Consider the following 19,187-nt stretch of genomic DNA (forward strand, 5'->3'; position numbering starts at 1 on the left):
ATCCAAACCCCGAACCAGTGACATATCCCGGCTCTCAAACCGCGCGCGCGCCTTTGAAATGTGCTTGTAGCACGCCTACTTTTACAGTTCCACGCGCACCATTTCTCATAAAACTCGGTTTTACGAGTAGATTTTTCCTTCCAAACCTCTGATTTTTCCTAGAAACCTGGTTTCTGAGCAGAAGTTTTTTATTAAATCCGCAAGCGTCAGTCCTCAGAGGGTGGATTTTAGATTTTATATTGAGCGATACTGGTAAGTATCACAAACCGGAGCATCTGTGCGCCGACTATAATATTGCGAGGGTTCGCGCTCGCTTTCGGTTGTCACCAGACTCGATCGCCACCACGCTCGCACTCAAACAAAAATCTATTTTTGCAAGCATGAGATGCTGCGTCAAAAACTTTGAAACTAACTAGCGCAGCCTGCGATCTCAAACCTAAAGCCTCAAACCTAACATCTAAAACTTCCATGACTCCCGACGAAATTACCCACACCCTAAAAGACCTATTTGGCGAAAATGTTGAGGTGCCAGCCCCAACTTCTTGGCAGGTACAAACCCCCAAATTTCGCCTGTTAGTGCTGCTTTCAGAAGATGGCAGTTGGCTGCGGATTTTGTTGCCTATCGCCGATGCGCAGGAAGCTCAACCATTTTTTGACCGACTGCTAGAAGCTAACTTTGACACCACTCTGGAAACTCGCTACGCCGTACATCAAAACGTTTTGTGGGGAGTATTTCAGCACAGTTGTCCCACACTCACCGCCGCAGATTTCTCGGCCGCCGCCGCCAGACTGCTGGCTTTGCAAGAGCGAGGTTTGTCCTACTTTTTCGGAGATTTGATCGAAAGCCGCATCCGTCAAATCATCAAAGCTGCCAAGATGCAGGGACAGTCTGTGGAAACTACCCTTCAGACTTTAGACCGTTTCTACGCAGAGGGATTGATGGGCGAAATGGAACTCGGGCGAGATTCTCGCGAACAAACTCTTGCTGCTTGGCGCTATCAGCTAGAACGCCTCTGGCCGGAGGTAGAACCATGAAACAATTTGAGTTTTTAGATGGCAGATTTTAGATTGCAAAAAAAAGACTGTAGTCCGAGTTAGGCAGTTCCCTGGATTTGCGTTATTGCTTCAAAGTGTGATTACCGGCAGATTTTTTGCTTTGCCCGAGTCTTGACCGCTGGGATCTCAAGTCGTCGCCAATCCGGGTTCTCCATCCCTCGAAGGGTGCCCGTATATTTACCAGTAACCCGCGAGCTGCTGTCCAATTCCCTAGCTATAGCGAGAAAAGGGTATAACAGATAACATAAATCCCTTGAGATATTTTCCTGATTTTCGGAAAACACGCGATCGCAAGGTATATCATGGTAAAAAGTTGACAGCAGAGCTCCGTAAGTTCCACAAAAGCTTCGATCGTTTAACATTTGTTTAGAAAGGAAATCTATAGCAGACAATGCCAGAGCGATCGGGTTTAGCCAGCGGGTGCTGTATAAATTTGACAAATTAGCAATCACACCTTAGCAATTACCTGCTACCAATTAATATCAACTCAGTTTATCCATCAATACAACTTTAACAGGGGTTCCATCTATGTTTGCTGTGCATGAGATTAGCTCGGAGTTATCAGTGTTGCATATAGCTGAGATTTGTACTTGGAATATATCATTAGAATCAACTCTTCTAGACCTGCCTCTCTACAACTGCCAAATAGAATTAACTCAACAGGCAAAAGAAGTAGCGCAGGCTTTTGAAGAAAACTCCATGCTTCCCGGCGTCATTTTGACAGACCGGGGTAATTTTGTCGGTATACTATCCAGGCGTCTATTTTTTGAAAGAGTTAACCGCCGCTACGGATTAGAAATGTTTTTCAAGCGACCGATAGAGGTACTCTACAGGTTTTCAAAACAAGATGTGCTGGTGCTTCCCGGCAGTAAATTAATAGTAGAAGCCGCCCAGGAATCGCTTTACAGGTCAGCAGAATTAGTTTACGAACCCGTAGTAGTTGAAGTGGCGCCAGCGAGTTACAAACTGTTAGACGTACACCAATTAATGGTAGCTCAAGGTAGAATTCACCAATTAACAAATAAGCTGCTGCAAAAACAAACACAAGCCAAGCTCATTCAAACCGAAAAAATGGCGAGTTTAGGGAAGATTGTAGCAGGTGTAGCCCACGAAATTAGAAATCCGCTTAACTGTATTTGGGGAAATTTGACTTTTTTACTATCATATTTTGAAAACTTGTTGCAACTAATGTCGGCTTATGAAGAAGAATATTCAGAAATATGTCCGCGAATAAATGCCCTCAAAGAAGAAATTGAATTTGATTTTTTACAAGAAGATTTACCGATAACTTTAGAAGGGATGAAGTTGGGAGCCACGCAATTGCTGAAAATAGTTAACGGGCTGCACCACTTCTCTCACATGGATGAAACAAAGCCCGTGGAGACAGACATTCACGAATGCGTGGAAATTACACTGTTGATTCTCAAAAATCGCTTTAAAAATGGCATAGAAGTAGTAAAAAATTATGGCGAACTGCCGCCAGTCAGAGGCTACTCAGGCCAGTTGAGCCAGGTGTTTTTGAATTTGTTGGTTAACGCTATAGACGCCCTGACAGAGCACGCAGCCGATCGAGAAATACAGGCCCAGCCCTCGGACAACTGGCAACCCCAAATCGAAATTACTACTAAAGTGGTAGAAACCGCAGACGGCAAGTGGGTCGCAATTGGGATAGCCGATAACGGGCCCGGCGTTCCCCTACACAATCAGGAACAAATATTTGACACCTTTTTTACCACAAAACCAGCAGGTAAAGGCAGCGGTATGGGGCTGGCAATCAGCCATCAAATCGTCACAGAAAAGCATGGTGGCAAACTAAAATTGCGATCGCACCCAGGGGAAAACACCAAATTTGAAATTTTTCTGCCAATAGCTAGCAAAACATGATTAACTCAACAACAGTCTTCAGATTCGCTCACAAAAGTACAAGGATCGGCTAATTTAGTAGTAGGTTTTCATTTCACTTGAACGAGCGGGTGTTTCGGTAAGTCAAAGTTATAGTGGCAAATACATTCAGTTCCAAACTACTTGGGCCTTCACTCTCCGAAGGCTGCCATCAAGACCTTTCCCTAGAGTCTACCCTCCGGGATTTGCCCCTGTATCACTTTCAGGTAAAATCGAGCTGCTTGGCCGTGGCAGTTGCCGAAATGTTTGAACAGCATCCCTTAGTGCCTGGAGCCGTCTTGCTCGAAGAAGGACAGTTTGCTGGCATGATATCCCGCAGACAACTGCTGGAATATTTGCTAAAACCCCATGGCCCAGAGCTATTTTTGCACCTGCCGCTGAAAGTTCTTTACAGCTACGCGAGGGTGGAAGTATTATTGCTGGCAGAAAGCACAACCATTTTGGCAGCAGCTCAACAAGCTCTGCGCCGATCGCCCGAATTGCAGTCAGAACCCATCGTAGTCCAAATCGACACCCAATCTTACCGACTCTTAGACCCTCACGCACTAAACATCGCCTACTGGCAAATTCGCGGCATAGAAACTCAAGTGCGCTACGAAAGAGCCCAAACACAAATGATTCAAAGCGAAAAAATGGCTAGTTTAGGTCGCTTAGTCAACGGAGTCGCCCACGAAATTTTAGATCCGGTAGGCTTTATTTGGGGAAACTTAACCTACGTCAGTGACTACAGCAAAAACTTGATGCAATTGCTCTCAGTTTACGACGCCCACTGTACCGAACCCCCGCCAGAAATAGCAAGGCTCAAAGAAGAAATAGACTATGACTTTTTGCAAAACGATTTCCTGCGAACAGTAGCCAGCATTAAAGCCGGAGCCGAACGCTTGAGCAAATTGGCAAGCAGCTTGCAAAACTTCTGCCACATCGACGACGTTTATCCAAAACCTGCCGACTTGCACGCCAACATAGACGGCATACTGTTGCTGCTCAAAAGTCGTTTGACCAGAGAAATCAAAGTAGTAAAAAACTACGGCTACTTGCCACCAGTGCCGTGCTACGTAGGACAGCTAAACCAAGTATTTATGAATATTTTGACCAATGCCATTAATACATTAATTAACGAAGCAGTCGGTCAAGAATTGGCGAAAGAGTTCAATAACGGAGGACTCAGAGACTTCGATCGCCAGCCTCAGATTGACATTACAACTCAAGTGTGCTGTCCGCAACCTGCGATCGACTTAGACAAACTTCACGAGCGCTGGGTGTCGATTCGCATCACAGATAACGGGCAAGGAATGTCACCCAACAAGTACAAAAAAATCCTAGAATCCTTCTCAACCGAAAAACGCGCCCTCAAAGAAACCAGCTTAGCCGTTAGCTATCAAATCGTGACTGGGAAACACGGCGGCGCATTCAGAATGCGATCGGAATTAGGCATCGGCACCGAATTTGAAATCTTGTTACCCTTAGCATAAAGAAGTTATTGGTTATTGGTTATGAGTTATTGGTTATTGGTTATTAGTTATTGGTTGGTTCTAATAACCAATGCCCAATGCCCTGCGCAAGCCCATGCCCCATGCCCTGTTTGGCCCATGACCTGCGCAAGCCAATTCCCAATTACCTTTTACCATTATCTAATTGAGTGCCACATATTTTACAGAACTTAGCATTAGCATCGTGTACAGACCAACCGCAACCCGTACAAACAGTTTCTACTTGATTAGCCGTTTTCACTAGCTGTTTAATCAAATCCCCCAACTGCCAAGGAATCAGAGCAATCCCCGTCAAAATCATCAAAATAGTCAAAAAACGCCCGGATTCCGAAATTGGAGTAACATCGCCAAATCCCACCGTAGTCATCGTGACAACCGAGAAATAAACAGCATCCAAAAAAGTCGCAAAACCTTCAGGATTTGCCGGATGTTCCACCTGATAAATCAAACCAGAATACACAAAAATTATCGCCAGCAAAGTAAACAAAATCCGAGAAAAAATCACCCCATCTTCGGTGCTGATGCGAAAAACAGAATTTCTCAATTCCACAAAGCGGATGAGTCGGAGAATTCTAAACCAGCGAAAAACCCGAATAAAACTGACGTTGACAAATCCCAACAAAAATGGTAAAATTGCTAGCAAATCAATGATTGAAAAAAAACTCAAAATAAATTTAACTCGATTTTCGGCACACCACAGCCGCAATAAATACTCAACTGAAAAAACTATTAAAAGCGCTGTATCGAGAGTTTGCAAATTAATTCTAACAGCTTCCGAAATCGGGTAAGTTTCGGCGATAAAGCTGGCGGAAGATAGGAGAATGAGTCCGGTAAGAGTTAAATTTACGGTTCTGCCAATTGGTGTTTCGATGTCTTCGAGATAAAATCCAATTTGCGATCGGGTTAACATAGATGAGATAATTAATACCATTAGGACTTACGCGAGCGGCACTATTAGTAGGGTGCGTCAGAACCAAAATCTTCGATAATATCTCTAGAACTTCGTCTGACGCACCCTACAAGTCTATTTCAGTGTGACGCTTGTCTTGAGTTTTGACTATTTTTGAGGTAAGGGAATTATCGAAGATGAGCATCGAATTAACAAAGGGCGATAGATTTAATCTTTCTAAAGAAGCTCCTGATTTCAATAAAATTGCGATCGCCCTGGGGTGGCAAGTCAGCCAAACAGCACAAAACTACGACATCGACGCGTCTGTTTTCATGTTAGGCGCTGACGGTCGAATTCCCGACGAAAAGTATTTTGTATTTTACAACAATTTGACATCGCCAGACGGTGCGGTGCGACATTCTGGAGACAACACAACCGGACAACTCGAAGCCGATGACGAGACGGTGTATGTGGATTTGAGTCTGATCGATGCTGCTGTTCAGGAAATTGTGTTTGTTGTTACCATTCACGACGGACAAGAAAAGAATCAAAATTTTAGTCAAGTCAGTAATGCGTTTATCCGACTTTATAATCTGGAGAGTGGGAGCGAGCTGGTTCGGTATAATTTAAAAGAGGTTTTTTCGCAAGAGACGGCTTTAGAATTTGGACGTTTGTACAGAAAGAGTGGTGAATGGAGATTTCAGGCTGTAGGACAAGGATATAATGCTGGGTTGCAAAGTTTTGTAGACAAGTATCATGTTGAGAATGCGGTTGAGAAGGGCGCGAATGCTGGTGGGAAGGTTGATGATGCTGAGGTTGTGAGGCTTTTTTGCGATCGGGTAGACAAGCAATTGCAGGAAGCCGCGGCGGGAGAGTCTGTTGCTAATCCTGTTAATCCTGATAATTTGGAAGCTGATGATTCTGTTTCAGAAATTCAAGAACCAGCGCTGAATGCTGAGGAATTTTGGCAGCGGTATAACGAGGGAGAACGGGATTTTACAGGGATTAACTTAGCAGGAATAGATTTGAGCGGAAAAACTCTGGAATCTCCCATTAGTTTAAGTCAATCCAACCTGAGTAATGCCAACCTGAGTAATGCCAACCTAATCAAGGCAAACTTGATAGGAGCTAACCTGCAAGGGGCAAATTTGAACTCGACAAATCTGCACGAAGCTGATTTGATTGAAGTCAACTTGAGTGGCGCCAACTTAACTAAAGCAACCTTCTATTATGCAAGACTAATTAATGCAAATTTTAGTCAAGCCAACTTAAGCGAAGCCAAGTTAGATGAGGCAAACCTGACTGTGGCAAACCTCAGTGGAGCTAACCTAACTCAGGCAAGTCTACAGAATGTTAACCTGACAGGAGCAGACTTAAGTCAAGCGAAGGTAACTAAAGTTAACCTAAGTTATGCAAACCTCAGTGGCGTTAACTTAAATGGGGTAAATTTGATAGGAGTTAATCTTACAGGAGTCAACCTGAGTGGCATGAATCTAAGTGGGGTAAGCTTGACAGGGACAAACTTAAGTCAAGCAAATTTAAGCGGAATTAACTTGAGTGGTGCCGTTTTGACTGGGGCTTGCTGTCGGGGAGTCAACTTGGATGGTGCCAACCTAACAGGGGTAAATTTGGTTGGGGTAAACTTTGAGAGTGTTAATCTGAGCGGTCAAAACTTGAGCGGGTTCAACCTCTCTGGAGTTAACCTTAACGGCGCTAACTTGAGTGGAGCAAACTTAACTTCAGCAGACCTACGAGGAGCAAATTTAAGTTACGCAAACTTAGAGAAATCTAACCTGAAAGATGCCAAATTAGTGGGAGCAAATATGGCAAGTGCTAAGCTCACAGGCGCAATTATGCCAGACGGCACAACTCACGAATAAATCAAAGTTTGTAGTGAGGACTTGAGTCCTTATATTTCTGGGCTGACGCATTGCGACTAAAGAAACCGGGTTTTTGGCCAAATCTGTCGCCCCAAACGAAATATTTTCTCGAAAAAACCAGGTTTCTGGCCCCTGTACTGGATTTAAGCACTGCGACTCTGAGAAACCGGGTTTTTGGCGGAATCTGCGGGCTGAAACGACATATCTCCAAAAAACCCGGTTTCTGACCGATCGCGAAAATACGATCGCACTCCAAAGAAACGCTTTCCTCCTTTTGGGCCTCTCTTCCTTCGCGCATGAAAGCGTCTTCGCGGTGCAATCCTCCTCATCCCCAGTCCTGCGCGCATCTCTCAGCCATTACAATAGGTTCAGGAAAAAATCTTTACAAATAAGAACTCATGCAGCTCAAGTCCACCACCCGCCATATTCGCATATACACCGCCATCCTCGAAGACAACGAACTCGTACCCAGCAACGACCTTTTGACGATCGACATTGACCCAGATAACGAACTCAACTGGAACGACGAGTCAGTCAAACAGGTATATGCCAAATTTGACCAACTCGTAGACTCCTACGAGGGCGAAGACTTGACGGAATACAACCTCCGCCGCATTGGTTCGGAATTGGAGCACTTGGTGCGATCGTTCTTACAAAAAGGCCAAATCAGCTACAACCTCAACAGCCGCGCAGTCAACTACAGCATGGGACTTCCCCAAGTTGATGCCAAAATTCACCTCTAAGGTCAGAGGGAGATGGGGAGATTAAGAAAATCTTCCTTCTTCCTAATGACAACTGACAACTGACAACTGAGCTCAATCTTGCTCGCTCTCTCTAGTTTCTGGGTCTTTCCCGCTATCGTTGGGATTTACCGCACAATTGGGATCGTGCTGCAAAAACTGTTTTACCGCAACTTGGCGGTTGGTCATGAACTGACCCCAAGCGCCGGGAAACATCCCATCTAAGGTTTCCACCAGCGCCCAAACCTCAATATTCATTACTTTGCAATAAAAGCTGTGAGAATGCTGTATCTTAGTCAGCATTTCGTCTACCTCAACAGGAGGTAGTAGCTGCGGATCTGCGAAATTATTCTTGGGAATGGCGCTGGACTCATGTAGGGGCATGGTTAGTAACTCAACAGCTTGCAGAGGCCGATCGATCGATTTGAGATTTGAGATTGACTCCGCAGGTGAATCTGGGGGCTGGAACTAATATCTAATTTATGGTGTTCCTGGCTACTTCTATCGAAGGCTTGTATCTGTATGCAGGTAAGGGTAAGGTTAAATTTAACTTTACTTGCCGTCCCTCGATCGCCCCAGCAGCGATTGCCTTTTGCCAGCAAACCGAAAATTGATTATTTATACCTGCCGGCCGCGGTGACTTCTACGTACCTGCATCGTAGCACTAGAGTCAGCCTAAAATCTCAATTTGCTTGTCACCGCGCGGTTTCGCAAATCGAGGCGCCAGCGTCGCTCGCCCCAGCAGCTTGCCCTCAAGCCTGTTGAATCGCGCGCCGTCGCTCGATCGCGTCGATCGAGCCCTTGACGATCGCCGATCGCCAGATTTATTCGGGCGCCCACAAAATGGTAGACTGTTGGTGTCATTACTGGACATTAAAACCTACCGCTGGACTGGGGGAAAGTCACGCCTAAAAAACTGTCAGGATATATCACTGCGCACTTTTAAGTGCAAGCGTGGTGAGCCTAGGAACCTGAAAAATCAGGAGATTGGTACTGTAAAGTCTGAAGAATCTCCACGTGCCCAGAAAGCGGGGGTTTAAAATAATCGCCACGTATCAACCCATCGAGGTTCAAACGCTAAAATAGTTCAGATCAGCACGGCCCAAAGGCGTCAGGAACCAAACATGCAAAACTCTGTGCCAAAACACTACTTGTGGGCTGTAGGTGAAGGGATCAAAGCGTGTAAGCCCGGCGATCTGATTGCGGGTCGCTATTTGCTCAAGCGCGATCGACTTCTGGTCGATACTCAACCCGAACAGTTGCCGGAAATGCCCGAAGAGATTCCGAGTTCGATCGCTCCTTATCTGAGACTCTTTGCCTATCAATTACACGTACCTCAAGTATACGGGCTGGTATCGTCCCAGCTCAGCAAGCTCTCGGGAGATATTTGGCTCCTGGAAAATGCACCTATTTTGAAGGTGACGGAATCTTTAATGCCGGAATTGGCGGACTCCTGGAAAGGAGCCGCCGCGATGCGACAGCTCAATTGGCTGTGGCAAATTGCCCAACTGTGGCAGCCTTGTATCGCTCAGGGCGTTGCTTCGACGCTGCTGACTCCAGAACTGCTGCGGGTGTCAGGCCAGTTAGTCCGGTTTCTGGAATTGCAGCCCGATCGCAAACCGCCTAGTTTGTCGCAATTGGGTAAATTGTGGCAGCAGTGGCTCGAAGACGCTCACCCAGCAATTGCTAATTTTTTGCGGCAACTTTGCCAGCAAATGGTCGCCGGTCAAGTGCGACACGGCGAACAACTGATGGGTCAGTTGGATAAAGCTCTGGCAAAATGCGGCAGATTTTACGATCGTACTGTTGAAATTGCCACGGGTACGGATGTCGGTAGAGCGCGGGCTCACAACGAAGATGCTTGCTATCCGCCCGGGGGTACGGTGTTCGCCGGAATTCCGGGCTCCGAAGCTTGCGCGATCGTCTGCGATGGCATCGGCGGACAAGACGGCGGCGAAGTGGCTTCGGAATTGGCGATTGATGTGCTGCGGGAAAAGTTGCAGCAAATGCCGCTGCATCAAGCTAATTGGGACCCCAAAAGCCTGACTTCCAAGCTGGAACGGGCCGCTTGTGCTGCTAATGACAAAATAGCCGGTCGCAACGACACGGAACGCCGCCAAGGGCGCCAGCGCATGGGAACTACCCTAGTTATGGCTTTAGCTCACATTCACGAACTCTACGTCGCCCACGTGGGAGACAGTCGGGCTTACTGGATTACCCGCACAGGCTGCTATCAAGTTACTCTCGATGACGATGTAGCTTGTCGCGAGGTGCGTTTGGGCTACTCTCTCTACCGGGATGCTTTGGAACAAGTAGCCGCCGGAGCTCTGATTCAAGCTTTGGGGATTACTTCTTCTAACACTCTGCACCCGACTGTGCAGCGTTTTCCGGTGGATGAGGATTGCGTTTTGCTGCTGTGCTCCGACGGTTTGAGCGATAAAGACCGGGTTGAGCAATGTTGGGAAGAGGAGATTTTACCCATTCTCGACGGTAGCATTAGTGTTCCCAAGGCGCGCGATCGGCTGATCGAAATTGCTAATACCAGAAACGGCCACGATAACGTCACTGTGGCTGTGATTCACTGTCAAGCACATTTGAGGGAAGAAGGCAATACTTTGACAGAATTGTCTGTGGCACCTTTAGATGTGCCGATCGAACAAATTGCCGACAGCGAGGATATGCCAACCGATTTGAGGGATAGCCCCAGCCTGAGTTCTCAAGAGAGAACGCAGTTGGTACAGCCGCCGGACAAAGGTAAAAGTCCTTTTTCGCTGCTGCTCAAAATAGTATTTTTGTTAGGTTTGGGAGGTGTATTTGCTTATTTTTTCATTCCTCCGGTGGGTCGGGCGATCGATACTGCCGGGGAGTCGCTGTTCGGGAAACGCGGTTTAATTAATCCTACTAACGGGCCGGGGAAAACTGTTGAATCTTTACCTTCTCCGGTCAAGTCTTTAGAAAAAGGATCGTTTGTAGAGATTAAAAGTTCTGCGGTTGGGGAAGCGGGAAATGAGGGAGATCGCTTGGATTTGCGAGGCACAATCGGTGGATTGACTGTCAAAGGAACAGTCCCTGCAGGCAGCATTTTGCAGGTGACAAACAAACAGCTTACGCCTCAAGGGAATTGGCTGGAATTGAAAGTGTGTTCGATTCCAGAAATAGTGCGATCGAACTCTCCCAAACCCAAGTCAAATAAAGATTTTTCTATTGTTTCAAAACCCGCAGTCATTCCATCTCCCGCTGCGGCAAGTCCGTCACCATCTCCCGCTGCGACAAGTCCGTCGCCTTCTCCTGCGGAGAAGCCAACAGCGCCAGCAGAAAGCCGCAACCTGCCAGCGGGGGAAATCGGATGGATTCAAGAACAAGATGCTGTTTCTAAGGTAGCAGCTAATGCGGCTCCTAACCCCACTCAACAGGGAAAATGCGCTGTTGGTTCTGACTCAAATCCTAATGCTAATTAAACTCTTAATGGTTGAGTGTAGCGTTTCTCTGAGCGATCGCGGCTAATTAGTAATTGGTCATCGATAATCACTTGTTGCTGTGAGCTTTCTCTGGTTTCCGGAGGTAAAGGTGCCAGCGTGATTTCAAACAGATATTCACAAAATCTGCGCTTTCTCATCGAGAGTGAGAACGGCTATATGTTGAACAGATTTGATCTAGTTACGAATAAACATTGCATGAGTCGGGCGGGTTTGACCAACAATACTTCATTTACATCTACGATATCTATAAATCAGCAGCTATAGATTTTTTTAAATAGGCAATTGAACCGACATGATATGAAATAATTTTAGATTTTAGATGGAATTATTTCATATCTAAAATCTAAAAAACTTTTAAAACTTTTTAGCCTAATTTCTTAGAGACTTCTGCAAGTTTAGTTACCATTTGGGCTACGGCTTTGTCAACTGCTGCGCTCAAAAGTCCATCTTCATTGGTACTGCCGGAATTGCCACCAATGCCTCTGACAGAAAAATTGGAATCGCTTTGATCTGCTTCTCCGACTGCTTTAGCCGTAGCAAGAATGTCTCCGGAAGCTGTTCCGATTAACCGCACGTCTATTTGCACCGTAGCTTTGGTTTTTTGGGAACCGCCGCCAATCCCCATGAAACTGCCGCCGCCGGATTGTTTGTCGATATTAAACTTGGTAATGGTGCCGATGAGTACGGCGTCAACTCCTAGTTTTTTGCCAATTTCGGCTGCGGTGCCGGCATCCATTGAACCGCTGCGATTTTCTTGTTTGAGGACTTGTTCGAGTTTGCTGCGATCGACTACTGTATAAGTGCCATTGTTAACGAGTTCGTTGATCAGGAGTTCGCTGATGCCTTTGGCTGCGCCGACTCCCCTGTAGGAACTGTAATAGTTGTTGGTGGTGCCGTAGTCGAAATCCATGACCACTAGGCGCTTTTTGGCGGTAGCTTGGGCTAGTTGGGTTGCGGGTTTGATGCTGGCTGGTGTGGCGATCGCATTTACTGAAACGCCGACTAGCATGAGGGTAGCTAGGGAAATGCTGGTTAAGCCAGATATGGTAGTTGTTTTCATAAATTTTTCCTCACAAGGGTTCTGTGCAGACTCTAGAATAGTGCACCCAACCGCCGGATGTCAGGGTTGCGGGTGATAATGTTGGTGTGGGGGAATGGGTTTTGGTGTTTTTTTAGTTTAAAAGACTTAATTTTTGTCGATCGAATGCAGAGTAAGCTTTGGGTACAGAGAAAGAGGGGTAGAGGAGTATAGTGCGATCGAGATTTTAATCCCTGATAGGGATTTAGGTAGGTTACGGCTTTCTTTACCGGGTGCCGCACTTCCGAAGCGCTGGGTTTCAATCCCTGATAGGGATTTAGGTAGGTTACGGCTCTTAATTTTGCAACTTTAGCGTTGTAGCTTTGTCAGCCAATATGTCGGCGATCGCCCCGCAGTTACGGCTCTTAATTTTGCAACTTTAGCGTTGTAGGCCAAACTTCCAAGTTTCAATCCCTGATAGGGATTTAGGTAGGTTACGGCGCCCGGTGCTGACTGTGCAAGTAGTTGAGCCAGATGAGGTTTCAATCCCTGATAGGGATTTAGGTAGGTTACGGCGGGTAACAATAAAATTTTTAAACCCTTTTTCTCTCAGTTTCAATCCCTGATAGGGATTTAGGTAGGTTACGGCTCGATCGCCTCACCAAAACTATCAACGGGATTGCATCGTTTCAATCCCTGATAGGGATTTAGGTAGGTTACGGCTTGTTTTGTGCCTTTTTTTCTCTGAATTCCGCCTTGGTTTCAATCCCTGATAGGGATTTAGGTAGGTTACGGCTCAAAAGACAATACGTCTGTTATCACACCGTAGAGTTTCAATCCCTGATAGGGATTTAGGTAGGTTACGGCTCAAAGAATTTGTTGCCGGTATCGGTTCCTTTAGGTTTCAATCCCTGATAGGGATTTAGGTAGGTTACGGCTTTAAAATTAGAAGGATTGCAAAATAGATGACTAAGCGTTTCAATCCCTGATAGGGATTTAGGTAGGTTACGGCCGATCGCTCACTCTCAATAATTGCGGGTGGGGAAGCTTTACCGTTTCAATCCCTGATAGGGATTTAGGTAGGTTACGGCGTTACTGCTGCGCCAGCAGTTTGCCCCGGTACGTAGTTTCAATCCCTGATAGGGATTTAGGTAGGTTACGGCGAGAGCTACTTGAGGAATAAGCGGCATAACTTCCGTTTCAATCCCTGATAGGGATTTAGGTAGGTTACGGCGAAGAGAGCCGCATAAAAACCGCCTAACTAATTGCGTTTCAATCCCTGATAGGGATTTAGGTAGGTTACGGCCGCCAAAAGTGTATCTAGGATTATTTTTCATAAGTTTCAATCCCTGATAGGGATTTAGGTAGGTTACGGCCAAATTCAATACACCTGTAGCAGATACATTGCCGGGTTTCAATCCCTGATAGGGATTTAGGTAGGTTACGGCAAGCGTTTTAGCCGTTGACAGCTTGGCGCAAACAATGTTTCAATCCCTGATAGGGATTTAGGTAGGTTACGGTAGCAGAAGTTACACTCCGAGCCCCGAAGATGTGACAGTTTCAATCCCTGATAGGGATTTAGGTAGGTTACGGCCCCTGCGTATTCGTAGCAGCAGCAGCCGCAGTATCGGTTTCAATCCCTGATAGGGATTTAGGTAGGTTACGGCATTCTAACAACTTTGGGCCCAATTTCATTAGAAAGTTTCAATCCCTGATAGGGATTTAGGTAGGTTACGGCTCTACTTCCGTAGGGTCTGTTGTCTTTAGCGTTGGTTTCAATCCCTGATAGGGATTTAGGTAGGTTACGGCACTTGGCACATTAAACATTACTACTACAATTTTCTGTTTCAATCCCTGATAGGGATTTAGGTAGGTTACGGCCTTCTTTGTTGCCTTATGCTACCGTCAATTACGTTTCAATCCCTGATAGGGATTTAGGTAGGTTACGGCTCAGAATTTCGATCAGGCAAGCTAAAAACTGGCGTGTTTCAATCCCTGATAGGGATTTAGGTAGGTTACGGCGGGCACAGATGCGATCGCAATTAGAGAAAATTAGTTTCAATCCCTGATAGGGATTTAGGTAGGTTACGGCTAGTAAGGCAGCCTATCGCCTAATTCAAATATGGCGTTTCAATCCCTGATAGGGATTTAGGTAGGTTACGGCCGAGGGGCAGATGGCGAGGTATTAGTCAATCCCGCGTTTCAATCCCTGATAGGGATTTAGGTAGGTTACGGCTACCTGTAAAAAATCTAATTAGGGGCGGGCAATTGTTTCAATCCCTGATAGGGATTTAGGTAGGTTACGGCTAATTTTTCTTCAACAACTGTGCCAAACACAGTTAGTTTCAATCCCTGATAGGGATTTAGGTAGGTTACGGCATCGCACGTATTCGATCGCGAACCGATTGAATCCGTTTCAATCCCTGATAGGGATTTAGGTAGGTTACGGCACAGTCAGCAGTCAACAGCGAACAGTGAGAAACTATGCGGTTTCAATCCCTGATAGGGATTTAGGTAGGTTACGGCCTACGTCGGCTCTCGGAGCTACAACCACCTGAAGATCGAATTGTTTCAATCCCTGATAGGGATTTAGGTAGGTTACGGCTCAATCAACTCAAACTCAATGTCAGGCACGCCAAAGTTTCAATCCCTGATAGGGATTTAGGTAGGTTACGGCTTCTAGCTCGCTATTCTCCCCCCCAATCCGAGAATATTGTTTCAATCCCTGATAGGGATTTAGGTAGGTTACGGCTACAGCAGCACGCAAATTATCACAAAAAAAGCCACCAAGTTTCAATCCCTGATAGGGATTTAGGTAGGTTACGGCCGGCGATGTCATGAATCAATTCATCTCGCCTTTTCTTGTTTCAATCCCTGATAGGGATTTAGGTAGGTTACGGCTGGACGCCAACTGGTCTAACCTTTCCGCTGGTTGTTTCAATCCCTGATAGGGATTTAGGTAGGTTACGGCTTATTTATGGGGGTAAAATCTATACTTCGATTAACTCGTTTCAATCCCTGATAGGGATTTAGGTAGGTTACGGCTCGATATCAGGCCAAGTAAGCGCAAACGCTTCAGTTTCAATCCCTGATAGGGATTTAGGTAGGTTACGGCCTTCGCCTTTACCACCAGGAACTAAAAAAGCTTTTGTTTCAATCCCTGATAGGGATTTAGGTAGGTTACGGCTTGTCCGCGGTAATTGCCGCTGGCAAAGCAATATTGCCGTTTCAATCCCTGATAGGGATTTAGGTAGGTTACGGCTCAATCGCGGAGTTGAGGCGAGGAATGATAAGCGTTTCAATCCCTGATAGGGATTTAGGTAGGTTACGGCTTTAATGGTTTTTGTTCCTATTTGACTATTAGCCGTTTCAATCCCTGATAGGGATTTAGGTAGGTTACGGCTGAGAGTAGCCAACCGCGCGATCACTGTTGGCAGTGGTTTCAATCCCTGATAGGGATTTAGGTAGGTTACGGCGGGAAATGAAATCTGATCAGGTTGACTTTTTGGGGTTTCAATCCCTGATAGGGATTTAGGTAGGTTACGGCAAAATGCTTAATCAGCTTAATCAGCGCATCACCTTCAGTTTCAATCCCTGATAGGGATTTAGGTAGGTTACGGCTGGGCTTCCGATCGCTAATTCCACAGCAGTCGCTGTTTCAATCCCTGATAGGGATTTAGGTAGGTTACGGCCATCTGTTCTGTCAAATTTCACACTGTCCATTTTTTGGTTTCAATCCCTGATAGGGATTTAGGTAGGTTACGGCAAAATGTGCATTATTCTTGGGGCTTGATTAGCCGTTTCAATCCCTGATAGGGATTTAGGTAGGTTACGGCAAATAATTTCTCTTTTCTCCGAAGAAGATTACGGTTTCAATCCCTGATAGGGATTTAGGTAGGTTACGGCTCAAATGGGGATTAATTATGCAACTAGGATTTGTTTCAATCCCTGATAGGGATTTAGGTAGGTTACGGCCCATATCAGCCTCTCGCAACATCTCTGTAAAAATGTTCGTTTCAATCCCTGATAGGGATTTAGGTAGGTTACGGCATCAGCCGGGTAAGTTTGCCCTCCAATAGTGTCAGTTTCAATCCCTGATAGGGATTTAGGTAGGTTACGGCTTTGAGCGAAGCAGCCAAGCGCCTGGGATACAGCGAGTTTCAATCCCTGATAGGGATTTAGGTAGGTTACGGCGCGACTCGAACCCAAGTGGAATCAGCCACTAAAAGCAGTTTCAATCCCTGATAGGGATTTAGGTAGGTTACGGCAAAGTCACGCTCTAACTCAGAAATTTTATCCTCGCGTTTCAATCCCTGATAGGGATTTAGGTAGGTTACGGCATCGGCAAAGGTTTTGGTTTTCAATTAAACCTGCAAAGTTTCAATCCCTGATAGGGATTTAGGTAGGTTACGGCAAAATATTGGCTTGGTCGTTCACCTTGTCTTGAGTTTCAATCCCTGATAGGGATTTAGGTAGGTTACGGCCAATATCAAAAATACTATGAAATTTTTAGGTAAAAAGAGTTTCAATCCCTGATAGGGATTTAGGTAGGTTACGGCCGCGAACAAATCAGCTACTTCCTGTCTTACAAAGTTTCAATCCCTGATAGGGATTTAGGTAGGTTACGGCACCGCAGCCGTAGGTATTGGCAAATCTGGGCCGGTTTCAATCCCTGATAGGGATTTAGGTAGGTTACGGCTTGCCTGTATTAATCTTATAATTAATTATAAATTAAGGTGGTTTCAATCCCTGATAGGGATTTAGGTAGGTTACGGCTTTGAAGCTTTCCTGTTGTTGACAGCTTCGATCGGTTTCAATCCCTGATAGGGATTTAGGTAGGTTACGGCCGCTGGCATTTGAAACCCTTGCGGTATTTAGTTTTCAAGGTTCGTTTGCGTCAGACAAATTAAAAATACCATTTCAGCCTCTACCTGTCAACACCAAATTTTGACTTGTGCCTTGAAACTCTTATCACATAAAGGCTTCAGCAATTGCGTCTGACTATTGTTCCCGATTGAGGCATCAAACCCTTACAGTAGTTGAATTACAGCCGAAAAATTCCACCCCTCAATTTTTACACCCACCAACAGACGCACTTTTAGAGAAAAAACATAGTTCCCTCTACGCCCCAGCTTCCATAAAACCCATCAACCAATTAGCCATCGTCGCCCTGCGAGTCTGTCTGGGCCCAAATTCCCCAATCTTATAGCCCTTAAACCCCAATTTTTCCTTCAGCAACTGCTTGTTTTCTGCAAGAGTCGATCGCGTCAATTTCACCGTCGCAGGCCTAGAATCAATAAAATCCGGCGGTTCTGGATAATCTTCGCGCCACTCGCTAGCAACATCAGCGCTGTTCCACTTACCAGTCTCCGCATCGGGGCGGTAGCCCAGATACAGCCAAACTAAGCGGTTGACAGCAGCATCGTCCATTTCTTCGTTGAGGATAGCCCAAATAGTTTCGTTGTTCAGCGGTGGCAGTTCAGACATAATTCGAGTTGGAGCGCGATCGACATCGACAATAACAACAATTTAACCTATGGCGGTCATCCCAGATGGTAGGTTCGGCGCGGCAAAATCTGGATTTATTGGTGTTCGCATTCGATCGCCCCGCCGAACCACCCTACAATACTACTTACCCAAAATTCCGTCCTTCTCGGCCATCGAGATCATCAAATCAATGACGCGGTTAGAATAACCCCACTCGTTGTCATACCAGGAAACGACCTTAAAAAACTTAGAATTCAGTTCAATACCCGCACCTGCATCAAAAATGCTCGATCGGGCATCGCCCTGAAAATCCGTCGAAACCACCGCATCCTCAGTATATCCAAGAATACCTTTGAGTTCGCCAAGAGAAGCTTTCTTCATAGCTTCGCAAATTTCTTTATAGCTAGTTTCCTTCGCCGTTTTGAAAGTAAGGTCAACCACAGACACATCTGGAGTCGGCACCCGCAAAGCCATTCCCGTCAATTTTCCTTTCAATTCCGGCAACACCAAACTAACAGCTTTCGCCGCACCTGTGGAAGAAGGAATAATATTTTGAGCCGCACCGCGTCCTCCCCGCCAATCTTTTTGGCTGGGCCCGTCTACAGTTGGCTGAGTAGAAGTCATGGCGTGAACAGTCGTCATCAAACCTTCTTCCAAACCAAAATTATCATTGATAACTTTGGCAATTGGTGCTAAACAATTAGTGGTGCAGCTAGCATTAGAAACAACAGTATCTGTGGCCGGGTCAAATTTGTGGTGATTGACGCCTACTAGAAAAGTGGGAACTTTTTCTGGGTCTTTGGTCGGTGCTGAAAGTATTACTCGTTTTGCTCCCGCCGTCAAGTGTTTTGAACCGCCCTCAAAATCCGTAAACAATCCGGTAGATTCTACAACATAATCCGCACCCGCTTTACCCCAAGGCAATTCTGTCGGATTTCTTATCGAAGTGCAGGGGATAAAATGTCCGTCAACGACAATCCCGTCTGGTTTCCCTTCAACTTCGCCGTCATAAATACCGTGGGTGGAGTCGTATTTGAAAAGATAAGCCAGGTTTTCTGGCGAAACTAAGTCGTTAATACCGACAAATTCGATATTGGGGTTTTTGATGCCGGCACGCATGACTAGCCGTCCGATGCGACCAAATCCGTTGATGCCGACTTTTAATGCAGCCATGTTTAAACTCCTATTGAAAATATCGCTAGTCGATCGCGCGTTAGCGTTAGCGAAGCGATCCGAAGGAAAGCCC

16 protein-coding genes and 1 CRISPR repeat array are annotated in these 19,187 nt (G+C 45.9%); of the genes, 7 read left to right on the top strand and 9 right to left on the bottom strand.

Going from position 1 to position 19,187, the window contains the following annotated elements; all coding sequences use genetic code 11:
- Positions 1–323 precede the first annotated feature (323 nt).
- Positions 324–470, bottom strand: coding sequence for a hypothetical protein (locus QT974_RS06045; RefSeq protein WP_333467621.1), 147 nt, complete (start codon positions 468–470; stop codon positions 324–326).
- Between QT974_RS06045 and QT974_RS06050 the strand changes: the two genes are divergently transcribed.
- The 3 genes from QT974_RS06050 (at position 469) to QT974_RS06060 (ending at position 4,430) form a co-directional block, all read left to right on the top strand.
- The gene (locus QT974_RS06050) at positions 469–1,035 is read left to right on the top strand and encodes a hypothetical protein (protein ID WP_333467622.1); all 567 of its coding nucleotides are present in this window, start codon (positions 469–471) and stop codon (positions 1,033–1,035) included. The two genes, QT974_RS06045 and QT974_RS06050, sit on opposite strands and share 2 nt — an antisense overlap.
- 549 nt (positions 1,036–1,584) lie before the next feature.
- Complete coding sequence (locus QT974_RS06055) at positions 1,585–2,940, top strand: ATP-binding protein (protein ID WP_333467623.1); 1,356 nt, start codon at positions 1,585–1,587, stop codon at positions 2,938–2,940.
- 113 nt (positions 2,941–3,053) lie between these two features.
- Positions 3,054–4,430 carry a sensor histidine kinase gene (locus tag QT974_RS06060; RefSeq protein ID WP_333467624.1) on the top strand — a complete coding sequence of 459 codons (1,377 nt, stop codon included), beginning with the start codon at positions 3,054–3,056 and terminating at the stop codon, positions 4,428–4,430.
- Positions 4,431–4,572: 142 nt separating this feature from the next.
- Here the strand turns inward: QT974_RS06060 and QT974_RS06065 are convergent, their stop codons facing one another.
- The gene (locus QT974_RS06065; RefSeq protein ID WP_333467625.1) at positions 4,573–5,379 is read right to left on the bottom strand and encodes an ion transporter; all 807 of its coding nucleotides are present in this window, start codon (positions 5,377–5,379) and stop codon (positions 4,573–4,575) included.
- 155 nt (positions 5,380–5,534) lie between these two features.
- Between QT974_RS06065 and QT974_RS06070 the strand changes: the two genes are divergently transcribed.
- Complete coding sequence (locus QT974_RS06070) at positions 5,535–7,217, top strand: pentapeptide repeat-containing protein (RefSeq protein WP_333467626.1); 1,683 nt, start codon at positions 5,535–5,537, stop codon at positions 7,215–7,217.
- Between the two features lie 398 nt (positions 7,218–7,615).
- A complete protein-coding gene (locus QT974_RS06075) occupies positions 7,616–7,960 on the top strand; it encodes an NAD(P)H-quinone oxidoreductase subunit M (protein ID WP_293175428.1) in 345 nt (114 codons plus the stop codon).
- A gap of 72 nt (positions 7,961–8,032) precedes the next feature.
- Here QT974_RS06075 and QT974_RS06080 read toward each other — a convergent pair whose 3' ends face one another.
- Positions 8,033–8,341, bottom strand: coding sequence for a hypothetical protein (locus tag QT974_RS06080; protein WP_333467627.1), 309 nt, complete (start codon positions 8,339–8,341; stop codon positions 8,033–8,035).
- Between the two features lie 98 nt (positions 8,342–8,439).
- Between QT974_RS06080 and QT974_RS06085 the strand changes: the two genes are divergently transcribed.
- Positions 8,440–8,571 (top strand): hypothetical protein, encoded by a 132-nt coding sequence (locus QT974_RS06085; RefSeq protein ID WP_333467628.1) that lies wholly within the window; start codon positions 8,440–8,442, stop codon positions 8,569–8,571.
- 61 nt (positions 8,572–8,632) lie between these two features.
- Here QT974_RS06085 and QT974_RS06090 read toward each other — a convergent pair whose 3' ends face one another.
- A complete protein-coding gene (locus QT974_RS06090; protein ID WP_333467629.1) occupies positions 8,633–8,821 on the bottom strand; it encodes a hypothetical protein in 189 nt (62 codons plus the stop codon).
- 260 nt (positions 8,822–9,081) lie between these two features.
- Here QT974_RS06090 and QT974_RS06095 point away from each other — a divergent pair, with 260 nt between their 5' ends.
- Positions 9,082–11,415, top strand: coding sequence for a PP2C family protein-serine/threonine phosphatase (locus QT974_RS06095; RefSeq protein ID WP_333467630.1), 2,334 nt, complete (start codon positions 9,082–9,084; stop codon positions 11,413–11,415).
- Here the strand turns inward: QT974_RS06095 and QT974_RS06100 are convergent.
- The 5 genes from QT974_RS06100 to gap form a co-directional block, all read right to left on the bottom strand.
- Positions 11,412–11,573, bottom strand: coding sequence for a hypothetical protein (locus QT974_RS06100; RefSeq protein ID WP_333467631.1), 162 nt, complete (start codon positions 11,571–11,573; stop codon positions 11,412–11,414). The two genes, QT974_RS06095 and QT974_RS06100, sit on opposite strands and share 4 nt — an antisense overlap.
- Positions 11,574–11,800: 227 nt before the next feature.
- The gene (locus tag QT974_RS06105) at positions 11,801–12,496 is read right to left on the bottom strand and encodes a CsgG/HfaB family protein (RefSeq protein WP_333467632.1); all 696 of its coding nucleotides are present in this window, start codon (positions 12,494–12,496) and stop codon (positions 11,801–11,803) included.
- A 32-nt stretch (positions 12,497–12,528) separates the two neighbouring features.
- Entirely contained in the window at positions 12,529–12,777 is a 249-nt protein-coding gene (locus QT974_RS06110; protein WP_333467633.1) for a hypothetical protein, read from the bottom strand.
- Between the two features lie 141 nt (positions 12,778–12,918).
- Positions 12,919–17,301: a CRISPR direct-repeat array (repeat unit 37 nt; unit sequence GTTTCAATCCCTGATAGGGATTTAGGTAGGTTACGGC).
- A gap of 274 nt (positions 17,302–17,575) precedes the next feature.
- Positions 17,576–17,941, bottom strand: coding sequence for a DUF1823 family protein (locus tag QT974_RS06115; protein WP_333467634.1), 366 nt, complete (start codon positions 17,939–17,941; stop codon positions 17,576–17,578).
- Positions 17,942–18,082: 141 nt separating this feature from the next.
- Positions 18,083–19,114 (bottom strand): type I glyceraldehyde-3-phosphate dehydrogenase, encoded by a 1,032-nt coding sequence (gene gap, locus QT974_RS06120; protein WP_333467635.1) that lies wholly within the window; start codon positions 19,112–19,114, stop codon positions 18,083–18,085.
- Positions 19,115–19,187: the final 73 nt, after the last annotated feature.

Origin of the sequence: Microcoleus sp. BM001215392 (assembly GCF_036700185.1) — a bacterium.
Lineage (GTDB): Bacteria > Cyanobacteriota > Cyanobacteriia > Cyanobacteriales > Microcoleaceae > Microcoleus.